Origin of the sequence: Duganella sp. CY15W (assembly GCF_009857555.1) — a bacterium.
Taxonomy (GTDB): Bacteria; Pseudomonadota; Gammaproteobacteria; order Burkholderiales; family Burkholderiaceae_D; genus Rugamonas; species Rugamonas sacchari.
The window spans coordinates 250,803-275,761 of the sequence record NZ_WWCQ01000001.1; the positions used below are offsets into that span (position 1 = coordinate 250,803).

10 protein-coding genes and 1 riboswitch are annotated in these 24,959 nt (G+C 62.9%); all 10 genes read left to right on the forward strand.

The window, feature by feature from the left end; translation table 11 throughout:
- Positions 1–130: 130 nt before the first annotated feature.
- Positions 131–7,117: a YDG domain-containing protein gene (locus GTP58_RS01245; RefSeq protein WP_161075964.1), complete on the forward strand. Its 6,987-nt coding sequence runs from the start codon at positions 131–133 to the stop codon at positions 7,115–7,117.
- 155 nt (positions 7,118–7,272) lie between these two features.
- Positions 7,273–8,856, forward strand: a complete 1,584-nt coding sequence (locus GTP58_RS01250) for a ShlB/FhaC/HecB family hemolysin secretion/activation protein (protein WP_161075965.1) — start codon at positions 7,273–7,275, stop codon at positions 8,854–8,856.
- Between the two features lie 15 nt (positions 8,857–8,871).
- Positions 8,872–14,022 carry a filamentous hemagglutinin N-terminal domain-containing protein gene (locus GTP58_RS31200; RefSeq protein ID WP_229215391.1) on the forward strand — a complete coding sequence of 1,717 codons (5,151 nt, stop codon included), beginning with the start codon at positions 8,872–8,874 and terminating at the stop codon, positions 14,020–14,022.
- Positions 13,991–14,830 (forward strand): FecR domain-containing protein, encoded by an 840-nt coding sequence (locus GTP58_RS01260; RefSeq protein WP_229215392.1) that lies wholly within the window; start codon positions 13,991–13,993, stop codon positions 14,828–14,830. The genes GTP58_RS31200 and GTP58_RS01260 overlap by 32 nt, the downstream gene beginning before the upstream one ends.
- Positions 14,831–14,898: 68 nt before the next feature.
- Positions 14,899–17,121, forward strand: a complete 2,223-nt coding sequence (locus GTP58_RS01265; protein WP_229215393.1) for a cation-translocating P-type ATPase — start codon at positions 14,899–14,901, stop codon at positions 17,119–17,121.
- On the forward strand, positions 17,118–17,504 hold the full coding sequence (gene cueR / locus GTP58_RS01270; RefSeq protein WP_072781015.1) for a Cu(I)-responsive transcriptional regulator: 387 nt from the start codon (positions 17,118–17,120) through the stop codon (positions 17,502–17,504). Before GTP58_RS01265 ends, cueR begins: the two co-directional genes overlap by 4 nt.
- Before the next feature lie 52 nt (positions 17,505–17,556).
- A riboswitch (cobalamin riboswitch) is annotated at positions 17,557–17,778 on the forward strand.
- A 166-nt stretch (positions 17,779–17,944) separates the two neighbouring features.
- Complete coding sequence (locus tag GTP58_RS01275) at positions 17,945–18,541, forward strand: MotA/TolQ/ExbB proton channel family protein (RefSeq protein ID WP_161075966.1); 597 nt, start codon at positions 17,945–17,947, stop codon at positions 18,539–18,541.
- A gap of 1 nt (position 18,542) precedes the next feature.
- Positions 18,543–18,878 carry a DUF2149 domain-containing protein gene (locus tag GTP58_RS01280; protein ID WP_161075967.1) on the forward strand — a complete coding sequence of 112 codons (336 nt, stop codon included), beginning with the start codon at positions 18,543–18,545 and terminating at the stop codon, positions 18,876–18,878.
- Entirely contained in the window at positions 18,865–22,890 is a 4,026-nt protein-coding gene (locus GTP58_RS01285; protein ID WP_161075968.1) for a cobaltochelatase subunit CobN, read from the forward strand. Before GTP58_RS01280 ends, GTP58_RS01285 begins: the two co-directional genes overlap by 14 nt.
- On the forward strand, positions 22,887–24,926 hold the full coding sequence (locus GTP58_RS01290) for a TonB-dependent receptor (RefSeq protein WP_161075969.1): 2,040 nt from the start codon (positions 22,887–22,889) through the stop codon (positions 24,924–24,926). Before GTP58_RS01285 ends, GTP58_RS01290 begins: the two co-directional genes overlap by 4 nt.
- The last annotated feature ends 33 nt before the right edge of the window (positions 24,927–24,959 follow it).

Genomic DNA, 24,959 nt, shown 5'->3' on the forward strand with positions numbered 1-24,959 from the left:
ACTGGCTAAATTCAGCCCCTCGGCACCCCGCCCCTGTGCCCGCACCTTACAAATCAGAACTCACAGCCGCTTGTGGCGACTATTCGGACACGGGCGGAACCGAAATCCGCCCCTGCTAGAGGATGTCGTCATGAAAGCTAGTGTCCCTTCCCACAAGCTGCGCCGCAAGGCCATTGCTGTGCTGGTGGCTGCCTGCTATGGCAGCGCGTATGCCGCGCCGGTGAATCCTACCGTCATCGCCGGGCAGGCCAGCTTCAATCAGCAAGGCAAGACTTACACGATCACCAACACGCCAAATGCCATCATCAACTGGCAGGGTTTTTCGATCGGCGCCGATGAGGTCGCGCGCTTTGTGCAGCAGAATACGGACAGCAAGGTGCTTAACCGCATCACCGGGCAAGACCCCAGCGTGATCCTCGGTTCGCTGCAATCGAACGGCAAGGTGTTCCTGATTAATCCCAACGGCGTGGTGTTTGGCGCGGGTTCGCGGGTGGATGTGGCAGGGCTGGTGGCCTCCAGCCTGAATCTCTCGAATGCCGATTTCCTGGCTGGTAAAAACAACTTCAACGGCGCCGCCAATGCGGGCAAGGTCAGCAACCAGGGTACGATTACCACGCCATCCGGCGGGCAGATCTTCCTGATCGCACCTGCTGTCGAAAACAGCGGCATCATCTCCACGCAGAACGGCGAGGTGGTGCTGGCGGCGGGCCATAGCGTACAGCTATTTGATTCCAGCGATCCCAATGTGCAGGTGGTGGTGTCGTCATCGTCCGACCAGGCGCTGAACCTGGGCAGCATCGTGGCGCAGGGCGGGCGTGTGGGCGTGTATGGCGCGCTGGTCAGTCAGCACGGCGTCATCAACGCCAACAGCGCAGTGCGCGGTGAGAACGGCAAGATCGTGCTCAAGGCCAGCGGTACCACGCTGGTGGAAACGGGCAGCACGACCACGGCCGTGGGCAGCAACCTGAACACGGGTGGCGACATCCAGCTGCTGGGCGAGAAGGTAGGCGTGACGGGCAATGCGGTGGTGGATGCCAGCGGCGCAGCTGGCGGCGGCACGGTGCTGGTGGGCGGCGATTATCAAGGCAAGAATGCGGCCGTGATGAATGCGCAGCAGTCATACGTGGGCAAGGACGCCGTGCTGCGCGCCGATGCGACCGTGCAGGGCAAGGGCGGCAAGGTTGTCGTCTGGGGCGACAAGACCACGCAGATGTATGGCGCGATTTCCGCGCGCGGCGGTACGCAGGGCGGCAATGGCGGCATGGTGGAAACCTCGGGCCATTATCTGGACATGCAGGGCACGGTGGACACCCGTGCGTCCCGAGGCGCCAATGGTTCGCTGCTGCTGGACCCGAGCGATGTCTATATTGCGGCCGACCTGAGTACCGCGATGACGGCTGGCCTGAGCGGCAGCAGCACGCTGAGCGGCACGGGCCTGTTTGTTGAAAGCTCGGCTGTCGCCGGTTCGCTGCTGCAGACCGGTGTGCTGACGACCGCGCTGCTGACCAATGATGTCACCGTCAGCACCAGCAATGCCAGCGGTACCGGCATCGGCCAGATCAAGGTGGTCAGCCCGTTGCTGTGGACTTCCAACCATGGCCTGACGCTACAGGCAGACAGCGATATCCGTCTCAACGCTCCCGTCACCGCGCTGAGTGGCGCGCTGCATATGAGTTCGGTTGGCGCCATCGTGCAGGACACCAGCCCGATCAGCGCGCTGGCCGTCAGCAGCATCGATGCCATCGCGGCCGGCGCCATCCTGCTGGATAACAACGCCAATACCATCGGCGGCACCGCCACGCTCACTTCGCAAGGCAGCAATGTCACCTTGACTGCGGTGAATGTGCATCTGGGCGCCAGTTCAGCATTTGGCTCGCTGACGGCGACTGCCTTTAACGGCGACGTCACGGTGAGCGGCAATGTCAGCGCCGGGGGCAACCTTCAGCTCCAGTCCAGCAAGGCCGGCGGCACGCTGACCATCGACAGCGGCAACACCGTATCCACCACCGCCGGCAATATCGCGCTGGTAGCGGACAAGATGAACCTGAATGGCGTCATTCAAGGCGTCACCCAGCACCAGGTGAGCCTGACGCCGTACCAGGATGCGACCAATGTGCTGATCGGCGGCAGCTCGGCCGATAGCAGCGGCACGCTGGGCCTGAGCGAGAGCGAACTGCAGAACATCAGCGTGCCGGTCAACGGCCTGCTGTCGATCGGCCCGTCGCTGACCAACACGGCTGCTACCGGCATGCTGACTGTTGACGGCAGCCTCAACCTGTCCAGCTCGCTGGGCGGTGGCGGCGTGCTGCTGCAGGGACAGGCCAACGGGCTGACCATCAATAGCGGCGCGGTGCTGTCCGTGCCTGGCGTGCTGAGTTTGCAGACGGTGCCGCAGGGCGATCACCGCGTAACGAATGCGGGTACGGTGAGCTCCAGTTCCGGTATCAACATCTTTGCCGGCAAGATGACCTTGGCTGGCGGTACGCTGAACGCGCCGAGCATCAGCCTGAGCACCGGCAACCAGGTTGACCTGGGCGCAACGGGCAACCCGACTGATACGCTGGCGCTGACCAATGCTGACCTGAACAGCGCAACGGCCACCAGCCTCAATGTGTCGATCAATTCAGTCCACACGGGCACGGGCGATATTGTCGTCAGCGCGCCAATGACGATAGGCAGCAGCCTGGCGCTGACGGCGCAGCGCAATATCGACATGCAGTCTGCGATGACCACGACCGGTGGTCTGTCGCTGAGTACAGTCGGCACCATTTCTGCCGATGCGGTGTCGGTGGGCGGGCGATTTGAAATGCTGGGCGGCCAGTGGATACAGAACAGTGTCACCTTGCCCGGCTTTAGCGCGGCGGATTTCAAGCTGACGGGCGGCAGCTTTGTGCGCGTGCTTGGCGGCCTGGGCACGCTGCAATCACCGTACCAGCTGGCCGATGTCTATGGCTTGCAGGGCGCGGCAACGTTGAACAACTCGCGCTCCTACGTGCTGGCCAACGATATCGATGCAAGCGCCACGGCAGGCTGGTCCGCCAACTTCAAGCCGATCGCCAGTGCGGGCGTGTTCACGGGGGTATTTGATGGCGCCAACCATGCCATCTCGAATCTGAAAATTAACCGGCCCGGCGAGGATGCGGTAGGGATGTTCTCGGCGCTGGCGAGCGGCACGATTAAAAATCTCACGCTAAGCAATGTGAATGTCACTGGCAGTAGCAATGTCGGCGGTCTGGTGGGCTTTGTTACCGACGGTATCGGCTTCATGGACAACCTCGCGGTCAGTGGCACGGTGACCGGCATCAGCAATGTGGGCGGGCTGCTTGGCACCAATGGCGGCCTGCTGAGCAATGCCAGCAGCAGCGGTACGGTGACGGGCCAGGCTGGCGCCAACGCCTCCAATATCGGCGGCCTGATCGGCCGTAACGTCGGCCAGGTCAGTACTTCGTCGTCCAGCGCCAATGTGAGCAGTACCGGCTTTGGCTACACGGGCGGCCTGATCGGCAGCAATGCCAAGGAAGGCAACTTTGTTGGCAGTGTGACGCAGTCGTTTGCAACCGGCACGGTGTACAGCTCGGGCGAAATTGTCGGCGGCCTCATCGGCGATAACAACGGCGGCGCGCTGACCTTGTCCTACGCAACCGGCAATGTGAATGGCGGCCGCAATGTCGGCGGCCTGGTGGGACGTAACACCAACAACAGCAGCATCAATAACGCCTATGCTTCGGGCAATGTCAGCGGCAATACCGCTGACAACACGGTCAGCCATGGCAATATCGGCGGCCTGGCGGGCGACCTGTTCGCAGGCAGCATCAGCAATGTGTTCAGCAGCGGTACAGTGAGTTCGTCCGGCTTCTATGGCTATAACGGCCTGGTCGGTTCGTATGAGGGCGGCACGCTGACTCACGGCTACTTTAACCAGGTGACTGCGGGCACGCCTTCGGACGCAGCTGGTGGCGTGGGCCTGACGACGGCGCAGATGAAGCAGCAAGGCAGTTTCAGCGGCATGGACTTCAGCAATACATGGCGTATCTATGAAGGCCATACGGTGCCGCTGTTGAAAACCTTCCTCACGCCCTACACGGTGAATGTGACGGGTGGCAGCAGCGTGAGCAAAGTCTACGATGGACAATCGGCGGCCTTCGCCGGCACGGCGGACCCGGTCCCGACCGGCATTGCTGGCGCACTGGGTTTTGACGGTGCGTCCAACGCCGGTACTTACGAGGTCGGCGGCTTTTATTCCACCAAATACGACATCAGCTATAGCGGTACAACTGCCCAGCTGGAGATCACGCCGCGTCCGGTGACGGCGGTGTTCACGGCTGAAAAAGTCTATGATGGCGGCACCGGTTTCTTCAGTGGCACGCTGAACTCGGTAGTGAGTAATCTGGTCGGCTCGGATACGGTGGGGCTGACCGGCGGCGTGCATTTCAGCGACAAGAATGTCGGCACCAACAAGCCGGTCAGCCTGATCGATGCCGTGCTGACCGGCAACTCCCACGGCAATTACACCCTCACGGGCGTTAGCGGCACCGGCACCGTGACGCCCGCCAGCCTGAGCGTGGATGGCCTCAGCGCCCAGACCCGCAGTTACAACGGCCAGGTGGACGCGACGCTGAATGGCACGCCTGGCGTGAGCGCTCTCGGCAACGACGTGGTATCCATCAGCGGCACGGGCACGGCGACGTTTGATAACAAGAATGTCGGCAGCGGCAAGCTGGTCACGGTCAACACCAATGGCTATACCTTGTCCGGCGCCGATGCGGGCAATTACGTGCTGGTGGCGCCTAGCGGCCTGACCGGCGAAATCACGCCTGCCATGCTGACGATTAACGGCATGACTGCCAACAGCCGCGTCTACAACGTCGATTACGATGCGGTGTCCGACAGCTATGGCCGCAAGGCCGCCGTGACGGGCGGTACGCTTGCCGGCGTGTTTGGCAACGACCAGGTCAGCATCGCCGGTACCAATGCGACGTTTGCCGATAAAAACGTCGGCGTTGCCAAGAGTGTGACCGTCAATGGCGTGACGCTGGCTGGCAGCGATGCCGGCAACTATACCGTGGTGAATTATCCAGCCGGTCTGACCGCGGACATTACCCCGGCCATGCTGGCGGTATCGCTGGCCAGCCGCGAATACAACAACACGGCCACCGGCACCTTCGGCGGTGCGACATTGAGTGGTGTGCTAGCGAACGACGATGTGTCGCTCATGAGCAGCGGTGCTACCGCCACCTATGCTGACAAGAATGTGGGCCTGGCCAAGACGGTCACGGTGGGCGGCTCGGCGCTGAGCCTGGGTGGATACGATGGCGGCAACTATGTGATTTCCGGCGTCAGCGGCGACATCACGGCCCGCGCACTGGCCACCTGGACCGCGACCGGCGCCGGCCTGTGGAGCGCCTCCGGCAACTGGGCTGACGGCATTGCACCGGATGGCGCCAATGTGCTGGCGGCCTCGCTGGGCAATAGCGCTGGCCTGGTCACCTACGATGCGTCGGCTGGCAATACCACGCTGGTCACGCTGTCGTCCAATGGCACGGCGCTGACACTGACGGGCGGCAAGCTGACGCTGACCGGCAGCGGCAGCGATACTTCCAATTTCTATGGCGCGCTGACGCAAAGCGGCGGCGCGCTTGAACTGCAGGGACGGCTGAGCGCCAGCAACCTGGTGCTGAGTAGCGGCGCGCTGAATGCCGTGGGCAGCAATAGCCGGCTGGATGTGAACAGCCTGACGCAGACCGGCGGCCTGATCAGCAGCGATGGCACGGTCAACGTCAACAGTGGCAGCAACATCGCGGTGGGCAATATCCGCGCGCACTCGCTGACGCTGAATGCGGGCGAGGGCGGTGTGGTCACGCAGAACAGCGGCACCCAGCTGGTGGCGGATATGTTGAATGCAAGCGCCAACGGCGGCATTACGCTGACCAATACCAGCAACCATGTGGGCGCGTTTTCCGCCACGGTGTACGGCCAGGGCAATATCGCGCTCACCAATATCGTGACCAGCGGCGAGCTGGCGCTGGGGCCATTGACCACGCACGGCAACATCATCATCGACAACCATGGCGGGATTCATACGGCAGGCGCCATCACCGCCTACAACAGCGGCGCTGGCACCGGGCAGGTATCGATTACCGCGCACAGCCCGGTGACCATCAACAACAGCATCAGCGGCACCGATATCACGCTGGCCGCCAGCACCGACATCACCTTGGGGAGCGGCTCCGCGCTGAGCTCCACCCACAGCATCGGCCTGACGGCCGGCACCAACATCGTGCTGGGCGGGACCTTGTCGGTGCCGTCCGGCGGCAGTATTTCTGCGGTGGCCACCAATGGCAGCATCTCTGCCAGTAGCGGCACCATGATTAGCAGCGGCGGCTCGCCCGTGACGCTGTCGGCGCCAAATGGCTCGGTCAGCACCACGGGCAGTACGTTTGGCAGTGGTACGGTGCCGGCGATTAATGATGGCTCGGCGCAGGCAGCAGCAGCGGCTGCCGCCAAGGCAGCTGCAGACGCCGCCGCCGCCAAAGCCGCCGCCGATGCGGCCGCCAAGGCAGCGTCGGACGCGGCGGCCAAGGCGGCTGCCGATGCCGCTGCCAAAGCTGCCGCGGATGCCGCCAGCAAGGCCGCTGCGGACGCCGCCGCCAAAGCAGCAGCAGATGCAGCGGCCAAGGCTGCCGCCGACGCTGCTGCGGCCGCAGCAGCATCCGATGCGGCCGCGAAAGCCGCCGCCGATGCCGCCGCCAAAGCAGCTGCTGAAACCGCCGCCAAGGCGGCCGCCGACGCTGCTGCCAAAGCGGCCGCCGATGCCGCCGCCAAGGCTGCTGCGGATGCGGCCGCCAAAGCCACTGCGGATGCGCAAAACCAGAATAGCCAGCCGGTAACGCAGGCGATCAATTCGACGGTGAACATCATCAACAGTTCCATTGTCAGCGGCGGTACCACGAGCAGTACGCCATCGGTACCGGATACCAAGGTTGCCAGTTCCAGCGGCTCCAGCGGTGGCACCAGCGCCCCGGACGACAAAGTACCTGGCGATAAGAAAGGCGACGCGAACGCCAAGACCAGTGTGGCGTCGATGAAAGAGCAAACCAAGAAAATGTATTGCAACTAAATCTAGGCGGGAATCCAACACTTGTGGCGGCTCGGGGAAAATCGCCGCGCAGCGTGGGACGGCTATGCTAGCATCGAGGAAAGATTGTTATTGCAAAATATCAAAAAGACAAAATTGACAGTTTCAACTGCCAGATAACACCACGAGTCCACAACATGAGATATAGCCTAACGCGCCTGCTTGCAGGGTCCTTACTTGCTGCCGCCGTTGCCTCGGCATGGGCGGCCGATACGGCAGACGACAGCGCCATCCGGTTTGAGATTTCCCATTTTGAAGTCAAAGGCAATACCTTGTTGCCACCTGCCGAAATCGATGCCCTGCTGAGCAAGTACAGCGGCAAGCAGCGCGACTTCGGCGACGTGCAGCGCGCGCTGGAGGCACTGGAGGCGGTCTACCATGAGCGCGGCTTCAATGTGGTCACCATCGAATTGCCGGAGCAGGAACTGAATGGCGGCGTGGTGGTGCTGCGTGTGGTGGAAACCAAAATAGGCCGGGTCTCGGTCAAGAATAACCAGTACTTTGACGAAGCCAATATCCGCCGCAGCCTGCCGGCGCTCCAGGAGGGGCAGTCGCCAAATCTGAAGACCATATCGGCCAACCTGAAGCAGGGTAACGAGAGCCCGTCCAAGCAGGTGACGATGAAGCTGCAAAGTGGCGAGAAGGACGATGAAGTCGATGCCGTGCTGGACGTCAAAGACGAATCGCCGTGGAAGGTGATGGCCAATGCCGACAACACCGGCACCGAAGCCACCGGCAAGACCCACCTGGGCGTGATCCTGCAAAACGCCAATCTGTTTGGCCGCGACCATCTGGCGTCGCTGCAGTACACCACCTCGGCCGAAGAGCCGGGCCGCGTCAAGGTATATGGCGCGGGCTACCATATTCCGCTGTACGGACTGGGCGACTCGCTGGATTTCTTTGCCAGCTATTCCAACGTCGATTCCGGCACCGTTAGCGCAGGCGCATTGAACCTGGCGGTCAGCGGCAAGGGCGCCGTGTATGGCGCACGCTACAACCAGGCGCTGGTCAAGCGCGGCGAGATCGAGTCGCGCCTGTCCTATGGCGTGGACGTGAAAGCCTTCAAGAACAGCGTGCAGTACCAGGGGACTGAGCTGGGCAACAATGTGACGGTACACCCGCTCAGCATCAGCTACCAGGCCAATGCGCCCATCGCGCTGGGTGAGGTCGGCGGCCAGATCACTTTGCTGCGCAATATTTCCGGTGGGTCGAATGGCGGCCCGGCTTCCTTCAACCTGGCGCGCGTCAATTCCAAGCCTGACTACACCCTGCTGCGTTTTGGCGGCAGTATCACCCGCGCGCTGGAGAACCAGTGGCAGCTGCGTGCCATTGTCAACGGCCAGTACACCAGCGACGCGCTGATCCCGGGCGAGCAGTTCGGGATCGGCGGTGCGACGTCGGTGCGTGGTTTCATCGAGCGCGAAATCGCCAACGATACCGGCGCCAGCCTCAACCTGGAGGCGTACACGCCCAACCTGTGCTCGCGCGCAGGCTGGAACTGCCGCCTGCTGGGCTTCTACGACAGCGCCTACGTGCACCGCAACAAGGCCCAGCCAGGCGAGATCGTTAGCACCTCGATTGCCAGTGCCGGTATAGGCGCGCGCTTTGTGCTGTCGACCTATGTGAACCTGCAACTCGATTACGGCCATGTACTGCGTGCTGGCGCCACCACCCGCGCCGACGCCAACCGCTTGCACCTGCGTCTGGGCCTGGCCTACTGATTCAAGATAAATACGATGAAACCGCATACTCCATTCAATTTGCGCCGCAAGGCGCTGGCCATGGTGGTGGCCGCTGCCTTCAGTACCGCGCAGGCCAATCCGGTGGCGCCAACCGTGGTGCACGGCATGGCCACCTTCAACCAGCAAGGCAGCCTGTATTCGATCACCAATACGCCCAACACCATCATCGACTGGCGCAGCTTCTCGATCGCGCCGGGCGAGATCACTCGCTTCATCCAGCAGAGCAGCGACAGCAAGGTGCTGAACCGCGTCAGCGGCGTGGACCCGAGCCAGATTCTCGGTTCGCTGCAGTCGAACGGCAAGGTGTTCCTGATTAATCCCAACGGCGTGGTGTTTGGCGCCGGTTCGCGCGTGGATGTGGCGGGGCTGGTGGCTTCCAGCCTGAATCTCTCGAACGCGGATTTCCTGGCGGGTAAAAACAATTTCAATGGTGATGCCAGCGCGGGCAAGGTCAGCAATCAGGGCACGATCACCACGCCGTCCGGCGGCCAGATTTTCCTGGTCGCGCCTGCAGTGGAAAACAGTGGCGTGATCTCGTCGCCCAATGGCGATGTGGTGCTGGCGGCGGGCAAGAGCGTGCAGCTGTTCGACTCCAGCGATCCGAATGTGCAGGTGGTGGTGTCGGCGCCGTCTGACCAGGCGATTAACCTGGGCAGCATTGTGGCGCAGGGTGGCCGCGTGGGCGTGTTTGGTGCACTGGTCAACCAGCGCGGCGTGATTAATGCAAACAGCGCGGTGCGCGGTGAGAACGGCCAGATCGTGCTCAAGGCCAGCGGCACCACGCTGGTGGAAGCGGGCAGTACCACGACTGCCACCGGCAGCAATCTGAACACGGGCGGCGACATCATGCTGTTGGGCCGGCAAGTGGGCGTGACCGGCAATGCCGTGGTCGATGCCAGCGGCGCGGCAGGCGGCGGCAAGGTGCTGGTGGGCGGCGATTACCAGGGCAAGAATGCTGCAGTGATGAACGCCGATGCCACCTATGTGGGCAAGGATGCGGTCATCAGCGCGGATGCGACCCAGCGTGGCAATGGCGGCACGGTGGTGGTGTGGAGCCAGGAGGCGACGCGCATGCATGGCATGCTGTCGGCCCGTGGCGGCGCCAGCGGCGGCAATGGCGGGCAGATAGAAACTTCGGCCAATTATCTCGATGTGGCAGGTGCGCGCGTGAGCACCCGCGCCGCCAAAGGAGAGACCGGCACCTGGCTGCTGGATCCGTACGATATTGAAGTGGTCAGCGGCCGGCCTGGCAGCCTGACGGACGTCGCCACGTTTGGCGCTGGCCCGTCCACGGGGACCACCTCGATTGGCGCTGACCTGATTTCGGAGTCCACCGCCAATGTGGTGCTGCAAGCGAAACATGACATCACGTTCAGCAGCGCCATCACCAATACGTCCAGCGCAACGCTGACAGCGCAGGCCGGCAATGACATCAAGGTCAATGCACCGCTGTACATGACCGGCGGCGTCACGCTGAGCGCCAATGATGCTGCCAGCGGCAGCGCTTCCGGCATGGGCGGCGTCACGCTGGCGGACAATAGCGGCACGGACATCCTGCGCACCTATGGCGCGGACGCGACGCTCAAAGGCAGTTATGTCACCATCAATGGCACGGTCGCCCTGGCTGGCGGCAGCCTGGACGCGCGCGCCACGGTGGCCGATGGCTACATCACGCTGGGCAGCAATAGCGCTGTGCGTACCGGCAGCAGCGGCTCGCCCCTGTTGTCGTTTGTCGCCGATAACATCAACCTCAATGGCGCTGCTGGCACCATCGGCGGTGGCGCCAGCGACGGCTCTGACACGGTATCGTTGTCCACCTACACGGCCAACCGCGAGACGGTGCTGGGCGGTTCGGCCAGCGGCAAGCTGGGTCTGAGCGCTGCGGGCCTGGGGTCGATCTCCGGCGGCAGCCTGGCGATCGGTCATAGCGCGGCCGGTAATATCACAACCAGCGGCGATGTCGTCCTGAGTGGCGTCGGCACCTTGCTGCTGGAGAGCGGCGGCGACATCACGCTGAGCAAGGCGCTGAGCGGCGCCCGCAACGTGCGCGTCAGCGTGGATGGCAGCGGCACGCTGACCGCGACCAGTAGCGCCAATGTATCCGCGACAACGAAGGTCGCGCTGGTCGGCGATAGCATGGCGCTTGGTGGCGTTAATGGCAGTATCAGTGCGCAAAGCATCTGGTTGGACACGTACGGCAGCGCCACCAATATCAGCCTGGGCGCGGTGGCCAGCGGCAAGCTGAGCCTGAGCGAGGCGGAATTGAAAACGCTGAGTTCGGGCACGCTCAAAATTGGCTGGGCCGACGGATTTACCGGTACCGTCACGATTGATGGCAGCACAGATCTGAGCAGCGTCACTACCGCTGTGTCCCAGCTTTACCTGAAAGGCGGTGCGATTGCTGCAACCGGTACGCTCAAGACGCAAGGCCAATTGAGTTTGAACGCTGGCACCGGCGCCATCAGCGGGGCTGGTGCGCTCACAGCGGGCCAGTTGACGGCCGAGGGCAATTCGGTATCGCTGACTGGCGCCAACCAGGTGACGGACCTGAGTGGCAACGCCAACAGCGGCAGTTTTGTGTTCAATGCCGCAGGCGGTTTCAACATCAACAGCAATATCAGCGGCAGCACGGGCATTACCTTGTCGGCTGGCGGCAATATCGAACAGGATAACTATGCGCAGCTGATCACGCCGACCTTGAGCGTGACCACACCGCAGGCGGCCCGCCTGGATGGCATGTCCAACCAGATCGGCGCGCTGAGTGCGAGCAATATCGGTTCATTGGTGGTCAAGAATAATGGTGCGTTGACGCTGAACGCGATTTCCCTCTCCGGCACGTTTGGCGACGGGGTGGTCAACGCCAATGCGGTGGGCAACCTGACGGTGTCAGGCGCCTTGAATGCGGGAACGCAGAGCGTGACGCTGCAAGGCAGCAACGTGACCGGTACGGGCGTGATCACTGCGGCCAACCTGACCGCCGTCGCCAGTAGCGCAGTCTCGCTGACCGGCGCCAACCTGGCGGCCAATGTCGGCGGCTCGGCAAGCGGTGGCAGCTTTACCTACAACTCGGCAGCGGCCAATGTCAGCCTGAATAGCACCTCGGCCAGCGTAGGCATCGTGCTGAGCAGCACCGGCAATATCAGCGAGGGAGTCTCCAGCACGCTGCTGTCGCCGTCGCTGAGCGTGACGACACCGGGCCTGGTCGATTTGTCCGGTACGGATAACCAGATCGGCGCGCTGAGCGCGGGCAGCGTCGGATCGCTTGATTTCAAAGGCAAGAATAATCTGACGCTCAATAGCGTTACGCTGACCGGCGCCCAGACTGGTGGACAGCTTGCAATTGAGGCGCCCACCGTGACTGTAGCGGGGGCCATCGACGGCAAGACGCAGAAGGTAACACTGGAAGGCAACACGGTTACCGTCAATACGGCCAGCTCGGCGGGCCTGTTTGACATCGGCGCCAATACGCTGACGCTGGCGGCGGATGTGACGGCCTCGGTAGCCAGCGTGCGGCCGTATAGTGCCGGCTACAGCATGAAGATCGGTGCTGTGACCTGCGGCACCGGCAGCTGTGTGGCGGTGAATGACTTCTCGCACCTGGTGGCGCCTACGCTGGGACTGGGTTCCAGCGACAGTGCGCTGAACGTGGGCGATATCGCTGTGGTGAGCCTGTCGCCGGCGAATTACAACGCCATCACCAACCGCATCGGCTTACTGAGCTACAGCGGCAATATCACGCAGACTGGTGTCATCAATGTCCGCGACTTGGGCATCGAAACCGGTGGCACAGGCAATATCACGCTGACTAATGCTGGCAATACCATCACCAATCTGGCGGTGTCGCAGAGCGGCACCGGCAACCTGAGTTTCGCCAATACCGGCACGCTGGCGATTAGCCGCTTACAAGGCGGCACTGGGACTTATACCCAGCTGTATGACATCAATGGTGTCAGCAGCGACGGCACTGTAACGCTGGATGTGCTGAGCGGCGGCATTGTGACCGGCAGCGGCACGGCGACTGGCGGTACGCTGAGCGCCAATGCGCTGGCCATGACAGCCAGTGGCGGTATCGGCGGCATCGGCAGCAGCAATGCGCTGGTAACGCATGTGTCTTCGCTCAACGCGCTCAATACGGCGGGTAGCGGCAGCACGGCCGCCATCAATATCGCCAACACCAATAACACCTTGCATAGCTCGGTGCTCACAGTGCACAAGGTTCAGCAGGTCGATGCGGGCGGCGGCAACGGCGGCGCCATCATCATCGATAACCAGGGCGGCATGACGATTGCCGATCTGTCGCCGAATGGCGTGCAGACGACTTCCGGCTCGATCACGCTGCAAACGCACAGTCCACTGGTGATTAATGGTTCGGTGACATCGACCTCTGGTTCGATCACGCTGGCTGCGGGCACGGGCTACGATCCAAGCAATACCATCACCATCGGCAGTAACGGCACGGTGACGTCGACCAACGGCACGGTATCGATCACGGCGACCCAGTACCAGGTTAATAATACGAATCCGAACAGTGTGCACGACAAGAACGGCAGCGTGACGCCGAATTACCAGCAGCCGCCAACCCCGACGCCGGCACCGACGCCCACGCCGACACCAACGCCAGTGCCGACGCCGGTGCCGACTCCAACACCCGTACCAACGCCAGTGCCGACTCCGACGCCGGTACCGACCCCAGTGCCAACGCCTGTGCCAACGCCAGTTCCTACACCAGTGCCAACGCCTACGCCGGTACCGACACCGGTGCCAACGCCAGTACCGACGCCGACGCCAGTGCCTACACCGGTACCGACGCCAACGCCGACACCGCCGCCATCGGCAGACATTTGCACCATCGCGCCGAATTCGGCACTGTGCCAGGTGCTGTCGCCACCGACGGCAAGTGAACCCGTCAAGCCGATACAGCAGGCAAGCAACCAGGTCATCACCATGCTGGCATCGGCGGCGTCAACGGGCAGCACTACCTCGAGCAGCGGCAGTGCATCCGGCGGCGCCACGTCGGGCGGCACTTCGCCATCGCCGACACCAGACGACAAGAAGGATAAGGCGACTGACAAATCGGCCGATGACGCATCCAAAGACAAGAGCGGGATTAAAAATGAATCAGTTAAAAAAATGTACTGCAATTAAAGCGCTGATGCTGCTGGTGCTGTTCTGGATGGCCGGCGCCAGTTGGGCCGCCCAGGTGGCAGGCACCGTGGTGCAACTGAGCGGCCCACTAATGGCAAAGAAAGCCGATGGGGCAGTGCGAATCCTCTCGATGAAATCAGAAGTGGAGAGCGGCGACACGCTGGTGACGGAGAAGAACACCTACGCCATGGTGAAATTCATCGACAACAGCGAGATCACACTCAAGCCATCGACCACGTTCAAGGTGGAGAACTTCAGCTTTGAGGCGGGCAACCCCAACGCCGACAGTGCGTCCTTCAACCTGGTCAAGGGTGGCCTGCGCTCTGTGACTGGCCTGCTGGGCAAGCGTAACAAGGAAAAGTTCGCGATGAAGACGCCGACCGCCACCATCGGTATTCGCGGCACCACCTTCATTGCCGAATGGGTGGAGCCATCGGCGGAGGCCGTGGCCGCGCGTGAGGCCTATCTGCTGGCCAGCACTGCTGCGCTGGACCCGCTCGCCGCGCCCGTGCAGCCGCTGATGCTGGCGCAGGGGCCTGTACCGAATATGCCCCCTACCATTAAACCGGGTCTGTATGTGCAGGTCATCGATGGCATTATCAATCTGAGCAACTCGGGCGGCTCGCAGACGTTTAACGCAGGCCAGTTTGGCTTTACGCCCAACGTTACGACGCAGGCGGTCGTGATTCCGCAGAATCCGGGCCTGAGGTTCTCGCCGCCGCCCGTATTTAACCCTACCTCTTCCCAGCCGGGCGCCAATACGGCCGCACCGCCCAAGTCCAACTCCGTGGATTGCGAAGTCCGCTAAAAAAAACCTTGACCTTCCAATCGTGGGATACTTGATGCTGTAGGTGTACAAACAGCATCGGGTGTCCCATGAATCAGCAAGCGATCAAAATTGACGGCATGAGCTGCGCCTCCTGCGTGGGCAGGGTGGAGCGCGTACTGGCTGCCGTGCCGGGCGTCGACAAGGTCAGTGTCAACCTGGCCACCGAAATGGCGAGGGTGGAATCGGCCCAACCGCTGGACTTTTCGGTACTCAAGCAAGCGGTGGACAAGGCCGGCTATGAAGCATCGCTGCCGGCCGACGCGGCGCCCGCAACGGCTGCTGATGCTGATGCTGATGCCCAGACCCCGGCCGCAGCACCTTCCGCCCATCGCCGTTATGCGCCCACGGGCGGCCTTGCCGTCGTGCTGGCCGCGCTGTTCTCCTTGCCGCTGGTGCTGCCCATGGTGCTGGAACTGGCCGGCATTGAGTGGATGCTGGATGGCCGCATTCAATGGCTGCTCGCCACGCCGGTGCAGTTCTGGCTGGGCGCGCGCTTTTATCGCGCCGGCTGGCTGGCCGCCCGCGCCCGCAGCGGCAATATGGACTTGCTGGTCGCACTGGGCACCAGCGCCGCGTATGGCCTGAGCATCTACCAGTTGCTGGCGGGCGGCGACATGCCGCATCTGTACTTTGAAGCGTCGGCCGTGGTCATCACGCTGGTCTTGCTGGGCAAGTGGCTGGAGGCACGCGCCAAGCGCCAGACCGCCGCCGCCATCCGCGCGCTGCAAACGCTGCGCCCGGAGTCCGCGCGCGTGCGCCGTGGCGGGCAGGATGTGGATGTCGCCATTCATGAAGTGCGTGTGGACGACATCATCGTGGTGCGCCCCGGCGAACGGATTGCCGCCGATGGCGTGGTCACGGAGGGCGCCAGCCATGTTGACGAAGCGCTCATCACAGGGGAGAGTCTGCCCGTTGCGCGTCATGCGGGCGAACGTGTTACGGGTGGCGCCATCAATGGCGAAGGCCTGTTGCTGGTGCGGGTAAGTGCGATTGGCGCGGAGAGCACGCTGTCGCGCATTATCCGCCTGGTGGAGGATGCGCAGGCGGCCAAGGCGCCGGTGCAGCATCTGGTGGACCGCGTCAGCGCGGTCTTTGTGCCGATGGTGCTGGTGCTGGCGCTGCTGACCCTTGCCGGCTGGTGGCTGTATGGCGGCGATGCCGGGCAGGCCATCATCAACGCCGTGGCGGTGCTGGTGATTGCGTGTCCGTGTGCTTTGGGCCTGGCGACGCCTGCCGCGATCATGGCCGGCACCGGCGTCGCGGCGCGCCATGGCATCCTGATTAAAGATGCCGAGGCGCTGGAACTGGCCCACCGCATCACCACCGTGGCTTTCGACAAAACTGGTACGCTGACCGAAGGTCGGCCATCGCTGGCGGTGCTGGCGCCGGCACCGGGCGTGGACGAGACACGCTTGCTGTCGCTGGCCGCCGCCGTCCAGCGCGGCAGCGAACATGCGCTGGCCCGTGCCGTGCAGCAGGTTGCTGAAGCCCGCGCTGTGCCCGCGCCAGTGGCGACCGGCATCAGCGCCTTGCCCGGGCGCGGTGTCGCAGCGACGGTGGACGGCGTGCAGCTCATCCTCGGCAGCACGCGTCTGATGCGTGAACAGGCCATCTCGCTGCAGGCACTGTCGGCCCGCGCTGAAGAACTGGAGCGCCAGGGGCATACCGTCTCTTGGCTGGCAGCGCCCGGCGCTGACGGCCTGCTTGGCCTGCTGGCTTTCGGCGACCGCATCAAGCCGCAGGCGCAGGCTGCCGTGCAGGCGCTGCATGCCATGCAGATCCAGACTATCCTGCTGACCGGCGATAACCAGGGCAGCGCCGATGCCGTCGGCAAGCAGCTCGGTGTGAAGCGCGTGATCGCCAACATGCTGCCAGCCGACAAAGCCGCCACCATCGGCACGCTGAAGACCGACGGCGCCACCATCGCCATGGTTGGTGACGGCATCAACGACGCACCGGCGCTGGCGGCGGCGGATGTCGGCATTGCCATGTCCAGCGGCACGGACGTTGCCATGAACGCTGCCGGCATCACCCTGATGCGCGGCGATCCGGCATTGGTGGCTGCCGCCATCTCGATCTCGCGCCGTAGCTACAGCAAGATCCGCCAGAACCTGTTCTGGGCCTTTATCTATAATCTGATCGGCATACCGCTGGCGGCCTTCGGCCTGCTCAACCCGATGGTGGCAGGCGGCGCGATGGCGCTGAGTTCCGTCAGTGTCATCAGCAATGCGCTGCTGCTGCGCCGCTGGAAACCGGAGAATCAAGCATGAACATTGGACAAGCCGCCACTGCCAGCGGGGTCTCCGCCAAAATGATCCGCTACTACGAGAGCATCAACCTGATCCCGGCCGGCAAGCGCACCGACGCCGGTTACCGCATCTATGGCGACAACGATGTGCACACGCTGCGCTTCGTCAAGCGTGCGCGCTCGCTGGGCTTTTCGCTGGAGCAGATCGCCGGCCTGCTGTCGCTATGGCAGGACAAGGCGCGCGCCAGCGCCGATGTGAAAGCCATCGCGCTGGGGCATGTCAATGCGCTCAATCAGCGCATCGCCGAACTGACCGAAATGCGCGACACGCTGCAATCGCTGGCCAGCTGCTGCCACGGCGACGACCGCGCCGATTGCCCGATCCTGCAAAGCCTGGCGCAGTGAAACGCCGTCTGCTGTGCTGTAAATGGTTTGAGACGCGTCAGGCGCTTCGCGTATAATCTCGCCACGTTTTGGTGCTCGCGCCTCTGTCCAGAGGTGCAGTTAAACGGGAAACAGGGAGCCCTCCAGGGCCAACCTGTGCTGCCCCCGCAACGGTAAACAAGCGTCGTCCCCGCGTCGACTATCCGCCTCGTATATGCCACTGTGCCTCGTGCATGGGAAGGCCAGGCGGATTCGCTTGCCAGCCCGGATACCGGCCAAACAGGGGGATGCGCCATCGGCGCTTCTATTCAATCCGCTCACGGGGAGGTGAGCTGATTGCATCTGTAGTCCATTCATTTTTATGCATTTATACAGCGCGCCGCGGCAGTGCCGGCTGGTGGCCATGTCTTGTGCATGCGTCGCCGGCGTATCTTTGCGCGCTGATTTTTCGGGACACCTCCATGTTTACTCTGCCTGTTGACGCGGCGATCCATGCGATCGAGACGCTGCTGTACTCCATCTCCAACGTGCTTTACCTCCCCGTTTTGCTCGGCATTGCCGCGCTGGTGCTGCATATGCTGTTCTGCTTCGGCAGCTTTGGCGCCGAATGGCTGGAACGCCGCCGTGGCGTGCGGATGCTGGTCGCCACTGCGAAGCAGGAGATGTCTGCCGTGCTGACTGCGCAGGAAGGCGATCCTGCACTGGATGCGCGCCTGGAACGCATCGTGCAGCGCGCCGATGCCAGTGGCGTGCGCCGTCTGGATGGCGTGCGTTTCGTGGTGCGCGTCGGCCCCGCGCTGGGCCTGATGGGCACCCTGATCCCGATGGGTATTTCGCTGGCCGGTCTGGCGCAAGGCAATCTGCCGAAGATGGCGGAATCGATGACTACTGCGTTCACCGCCACCGTGGTCGGCCTGGCCTGCAGCGTGGGCGCCTACGTGCTGACGCTGGTGCGCGAGCACTGGCTGCGCAGCGATCTGACCGAGATTGCGTTTGCCGCCGAAGCGCTGCTGGCATCGCACGGCGCCAAGCCGCATCTGGTCCGCGCGGAGGCCTGAGATGCGCTATCTGAACAAGCACCGCTACAGTAAGCTGGGCGAACATGGCGAAGATCCCTTGTCCGGCGTCGCCAATCTGTTTGATGCCAGTATCGTGTTCATCGTGGCGATGATGCTGGCGCTGTTCTCGGCCTGGAACATGATGGATTTGCTGGACCCGAACTCCGAAGTCACCATCGCCAAAAAATCGGCGGACGGCCATGTCGAGGTGCTGACCAAGAAGGGCGCTGAAATCAAGGTCAGCAAAGTGAGCGACAAACCGTTGTCGGGTTCCGGCAAGCGTCTGGGTACGGCCTATCAGCTGCCGGACGGGAAGGTGGTCTATGTTCCGGAATAAGCTGTGGACACTGGCCCTGTCGTTGCTATCGTTGCTGTCGCTGGTCGTTGGCGGCCATGTTCATTCGGCACAGTCGCCGCGCACGCTGGCGCTGATGCTGGGCGATATCGAGTCGCGTCCCGCCGTGCTGGCGGTGCGCGGTTTGCAGGCAGAGTTGAAAGAGCTGAACGTCGCGGTACGTATCATCCCGGTCAACAGCCTGACGCCGGCCGACCGCAGTGCGCTGGCTAACGCGGATGTGGCGGTCATCAATGTCAAAGGCCGTCAGGCGATAGCGGGTCTGAGTGGCGAATTGCAGGCATTGCAGAAAGCACGCAAGCCGGTGTATGCGGTCGGCGGCGCACTGGATGACAACCTGCGCGAACTGGGTGTGCGTGACGATAAGCATATCCAGTCATATCAGAGTGAAGGCGGCGTGGAAAACGTCGGCAATATGCTGCGCTACATACTGCGCAGTGATTTCGGCTCTGGAGTCAGCGTCGCGCCAGTGCATGCGATGCCGGAAGCCGGTTTGTACGATGTGACCGCGAATCGCACCGTGGGCAGCTACGATGAATACGTGCGTGGCTATAGCCATCACAAACCGGGGGCGCCGTGGATTGCCGTACCGTTCTATCGCGCCAGCCTGGTAGCCGGACAAACGCTGCCGCTGGCGGCCATCGTCGCGCGCCTGGAAAGCAGCGGCTACAACGTGGTGCCGGTATTCGGCTACCCCTACGAAGTCCCACTCAAGCTGCTGCTGGACGAAAACGGCAAGAGCCGCGTTGACCTGATCGTCGCACTGGGCATGAAGGTGGGCGGTACTTCCAGCGTCGGCGCCATCCTCGACAAGATCGGCGTGCCGGCGATTAATGCGATCACGCTGAGCCAGCAGACGCTGGCGCAATGGCAGGAATCCAAGGTCGGCCTGGATATCATCGAGCGTACCTGGCAACTGGCTGGCGCCGAAGCGGCGGGGCTGATCCAGCCGACCGTGGTTGCCAGCCGTGAGCGCATCAGCGATGCGCAGACCGGCCTGGCCTATGTGGAAGAGACGCCGATCGCCGAACGCATAGAGCGCCTCAATGAACGTGTGGCGGCGTGGCTGACGCTGCGCCAGAAAGCCAATGGCGACAAGCGCATCGCCATGATCTACTTTAACTACCCGCATGGTTCGGAGACTATCGGTGCTGCGTATCTGAACGTGCTGCCGGAAAGCCTGTGGCAGATCGTGCAGCGCCTGAAGCATGACGGCTACCGCACCGGCGAGGCGCTGCCTGGCAACGAAGCGGAGCTGCAAGGCGAAATCCAGCAGTGGGGCAACTATCCCGGCAAGTCCAAAAGCGACTACAGCGCGGGCCTGAAGCATCTGGCGGAAAGCGGCCAGGCCTTGCTGGTGCCGCTGTCGGACTACCAGCAGTGGTTTGCCGCGCTGCCAGCGCCGCTGCGGGCAGCGATAGAGCAGTCGTGGGGCAAGCCGGAAAAGGCGCCGGTCCTGTGGCGTAATGCGAAAGGCGAGGCATTCTTCGTTTATCCGGCGCGCCGCTTTGGCAATGTGCTGATGGCGCCCCAGCCGGGGCGTGCGTGGGAGCAGAACCTGGAGAAGCTGCACAATGAAGTCAGCATGCCGCCATCGCATGAATACATCGCGTTTTATCTGTGGCTGCAAAAAGACTTTCAGGCCCACGCCGTCATGCACATCGGCACCCACGGCACGCAGGAGTGGCTGAGCGGTAAAGAGGCCGGCCTGTCGGAGAGCGACCCGACCGAAGCGCTGATTGGCGCCATGCCCAATAACTACCCCTATGTGATGGATGACGTGGGCGAGGGCATCCAGGCCAAACGTCGTGGCATGGCGACTATCATCGACCATATGACGCCGCCGTTTGATGTGGCGGGCCTGAATCCTGATCTGCGCGAACTGGGCGCGCTGCTCAACGACTACCGTGTCGCCGAGCAGAAAAGCCCGCTGCTGGCGGCCAGCCATCTGAAAGCTATCAACCGCCTCGCTGCGAAAAGTGGCGTGTTGAAGGACATGAAAAAGACCGGGCTGAAGTCGGAGGCGGATATGGAAGGCCTGGAGGAGTATCTCGACGACATCGGCAGCAAGCTGACGCCATTTGGCCTGCATACCTTTGGCGTTGCGCCGAATCGTGAGCAGCGCAATGCCACGGCGCGCGCGGTGGTCAGTCTCGATGACAAGGCCAGCACCGAGCCGAAGGCCACGCGCATCGCGCAGCTGGAAGCGGATATCGAGCAGAGCGCGCAGCTGGAACTGGACCGTCTGATGCAAGCGCTGTCCGGCCGCTATATTCCAACAGGTCCCAGCGCGGACCTGTTACGCAATCCGAATGCGCTGCCGACGGGGCGCAACTTCTTCGGGCTTGATCCGTCGCGTATTCCGGGCAAGACCACCTACGAGGCGGGCGCCAAACTGGCGCAGCAGCTGGTGGAGGATTACCGCAAGCGGCACGGCGCCTATCCGGAAAAGCTCAGCATGAATTTGTGGGGTGTCGAGACCTCGCGCCATGAAGGCGTGATGGAGGCACAGGCGATGGCGCTGATGGGCGTGCGGCCCACCTGGGATGAGCGTGGCCGCGTGACCGGTGTCGAGGCGATCTCGCGCAAGCAGCTGGGACGCCCGCGCGTGGACGTGACGCTGGTGTCGTCCGGCCTGTTCCGCGACCTGTTCCCGAATCTGCTGACGCTCCTGGATCAAGCCGCGCAGCTGGCGCAGAAGCAGGAGGATGAAGGTGGCAATGTGCTGAAACAGCATAGCGCCAAGGTCGCCGCGGCACTGGCCAGGCGTGGTATCACGGCCGAGGAGGCGCAGCGTATGGCCTCGGTACGCATTTTTGGCCTGCCGAGCGGTGCGTATGGCACGCAAATCGAAAAGCTGATCCCGCTCACCAACGCCTGGCAGAACGATAAGGACGTGGCGGATATGTTCATCAACCGCATGAGCCATCCGTTCGGCGCCGGTTACTGGGGCGATGACAAGGCCAGTCCTGAGCAGCGCCGCGAGTTGTTCACGCAGGCGCTGTCCGGCAGCCAGATCGCGCTGCACAGCCGTTCCAGCAATCTGTTCGCGACGCTGGATAACGATGATTTCTTCCAGTATCTGGGCGGTACCGCGATGGCGATTCGCAGTGTGGACGGCAGGACGCCGGAGGTGGTGGTCAGCGACCTGACCAATCCGCACCGCGCCGCGCACAAAACGCTGGAGCAGTACATGGGCCAGGAAATGCAGGCGCGTTACCTGAATCCGCGCTGGGCCGACAACATGCTCAAGGAAGGCTACTCCGGTGCGCGCTATCTCAACCGTGTGGTGGACTACCTGTGGGCCTGGCAGGTGACGGTGCCCGAGGTGGTTGACAGCGGCAAGTGGCAGCGCATGTACGAAACCTATGTCGAAGACCGCCATGGCCTCAAGGTGCGCGAGCGCATCGCCAATGCCGGCAACCTGCGCGCATTCCAGGCGATTACCGACCGTATGCTGAGCGCGATTGAACGCGGTTACTGGAAGCCGGGCGACGCGGTGCGCAACAGGCTGACGCAGATGAATGCGCAGGCCATCAGGGAAGCTGGCGTGTCGTGCAGCGCGGATTCGTGCAGCAAGGCCACGCTGAAGGTGGCGCCGCAGTTCAATGCGGATTTCGTGCCCAACGCCGGCTCCAATATGGCCATCGCACGCGGTGCTGCAGCGGCGGCACGTCCTAGTGGCGCCGCGCCGTCGCCGCAGGTGGCGATGCAGAACGCCGCCGCCGATCTGCAGGCGCTGCAGGCGAAGGCCGAGACGCAGCAGCCACCTCCATCGTCCCCGTCCAAGGCCAGGCCTGCGCCGCAACCGAAGCCCACGCCAGAAGCTGCCGACGCCAAAGTCAGCGGCTTTGAGATGCACACCCTGACCAATCTGACACCGGTGCAGAAGACGGTCGGCACCCTGGTGCTGCTGGCATTAGCCGCCGCGCTGGTCGGTGTGGGCTATGTCAGCCGCCGTAACAAACTCCGTAAATTGAAAGGCTTCTTATGATGCACAAATCCCTCCTCGCGCTGGCGGCGGTTTTACCGCTGGCCGCTTACGCTGATCCTGTGGATACCAGCACCGTGGAAGTGCGCGGCCACTACGATAATGGTGTTGGCACCTCCAATGCCGCCAGCCAGGGCGCGGTGACGGCGGAACTGATCGCCAATCGTCCCGCGCTGCGGCCGGGTGAACTGCTGGAGTTTGTGCCGGGCGTGATCGTGACGCAGCACTCCGGTGACGGCAAGGCCAATCAGTACTTCCTGCGCGGTTTCAATCTGGACCACGGCACGGACTTTGCGACGTTTGTCGACGGCATGCCGGTCAATATGCGCAGCCATGCCCACGGCCAGGGTTACACGGATCTGAACTTCCTGATCCCCGAGCTGGTGGACCGCATCAATTACAAGAAAGGTCCGTATTACGCGGATGAAGGCGACTTCGCTTCCGCTGGCGCCGCGCACATGACGCTGGCGAACAGGCTCAGAGAAAACACCGCCAGCGTGACGCTCGGCGAGAACCGCTACGTGCGCTCGGTGGTGACGGGTTCGGCGCCGCTGGGCGCGGGCAATCTGGTGTACGGCGCCGAGCTGGGACATAACAATGGTCCGTGGGTAGAGCCGGAAGCGTTCCATAAAAGCCTGGGCGTGCTGCGCTATGCGCAAGGCGCCAGCGATGACCAGTTCAGCGTGACCGGCATGTTCTATAAGGGCGCCTGGCGCGCCAGCAATCAGATTCCGCTGCGTGCGGTGCAGAGCGGCGCGCTCGATCCGTATGGCGCCATCGATTCCAGCGACGGTGGCAGGACCTCGCGCTACAGTGTGTCGGCGACGATGCGCAAGCGCAGCAGCGATGCGCTGTTCCAGGCGAACGCTTATCTGGTGCAATCGAGTCTGACGCTGTTCAACAACTTCACGTATTTCCTCGACGATCCTGAGAATGGCGATCAGTCGCGGCAGACGGAGAAACGCCGCATGGGCGGTTTCGACGTGGCGCAGACGTGGTTCAGCCACTGGGGCGGCGTTGATGTCAGCAACAAGGTTGGCGTGCAGGGACGCTACGATTATCTGTCGCCGCTGGCGTTATATGCGACGCACAACCAGCAGACGCTGCGCACCATCACGGAATCCAGGGTGAAGGAGGGCAGCCTGGCTGCCTATCTGGAAAACACCGTGCAGTGGCGCGACTGGCTGCGCACCACGGCGGGCTTGCGCTATGACCGCTATCGCTTTGATGTGAACAGCAATATCGCTGAAAACTCGGGCAAGGTCAGTGCCGGCACCACCTCGCCGAAACTCAGCGTGGTGCTGGGGCCATGGGCCAAGACCGAATTCTTCGTCAACTACGGCGAAGGCTTCCACAGCAACGATGCGCGCGGCACCACGGTGCATCTGACACCGAAGGAGCGCGAACCTATCGATCCGGTCACGCCGCTGGTCAAGACGCGCGGCGCGGAGATTGGTGCGCGCACCGAGTTCCTGCCTGGCTTGCAAAGCTCGGTCGCGGTGTGGAAGCTGCGTTCGGAATCGGAGCTGGTGTTTTCCGGCGATGCTGGCGATACCTCGCCGAGCCGTGGCAGCTACCGTTCCGGCATCGAGTGGAATAACCACTACATCGCCAATGCGTGGCTGCTGTTCGATCTGGACCTGGCCTACTCGCGCGGCCGCTACACGGAGCATGACGAGGTGGGCGACTACATCCCGGGCGCGATTGGCAAGGTGGCGTCGTTTGGCGTGACGGTGATCGATCTGGGACCGTGGTCGGCGGCGTTCCAGATGCGCTACTTCGGTCCGCGTCCGCTGGTTGAAGATAACAGCCAGCGTTCAGCAACGACGGCGATTGCGTATGCGCGGGTTGGCTACAAATTGAACCGCCGCTGGACGGCGCAGCTGGATGCCTTCAACCTGTTTGACCGCCAGGTCAGCGATGTGGACTACTACTACGCTTCGCGCTTGCCGGGCGAACCGGCGGAGGGCGTGAACGACATCCACTACCATCCGGCCGAACGTCGTACGTTCCGCCTGACGCTGAAAGCGGTGTTTTAACGCGCGCCGCCTCGGCCGGGGCGGTGCTAGCAT

Coding starts and splice junctions, on each gene's coding strand:
- GTP58_RS01245 (WP_161075964.1), top strand. CDS start 131: ATGAAAGCTAGTGTCCCTTCCCACAAGCTGCGCCGCAAGGCCATTGCT.
- GTP58_RS01250 (WP_161075965.1), top strand. CDS start 7,273: ATGAGATATAGCCTAACGCGCCTGCTTGCAGGGTCCTTACTTGCTGCC.
- GTP58_RS31200 (WP_229215391.1), top strand. CDS start 8,872: ATGAAACCGCATACTCCATTCAATTTGCGCCGCAAGGCGCTGGCCATG.
- GTP58_RS01260 (WP_229215392.1), top strand. CDS start 13,991: ATGAATCAGTTAAAAAAATGTACTGCAATTAAAGCGCTGATGCTGCTG.
- GTP58_RS01265 (WP_229215393.1), top strand. CDS start 14,899: ATGAATCAGCAAGCGATCAAAATTGACGGCATGAGCTGCGCCTCCTGC.
- cueR (WP_072781015.1), top strand. CDS start 17,118: ATGAACATTGGACAAGCCGCCACTGCCAGCGGGGTCTCCGCCAAAATG.
- GTP58_RS01275 (WP_161075966.1), top strand. CDS start 17,945: ATGTTTACTCTGCCTGTTGACGCGGCGATCCATGCGATCGAGACGCTG.
- GTP58_RS01280 (WP_161075967.1), top strand. CDS start 18,543: ATGCGCTATCTGAACAAGCACCGCTACAGTAAGCTGGGCGAACATGGC.
- GTP58_RS01285 (WP_161075968.1), top strand. CDS start 18,865: ATGTTCCGGAATAAGCTGTGGACACTGGCCCTGTCGTTGCTATCGTTG.
- GTP58_RS01290 (WP_161075969.1), top strand. CDS start 22,887: ATGATGCACAAATCCCTCCTCGCGCTGGCGGCGGTTTTACCGCTGGCC.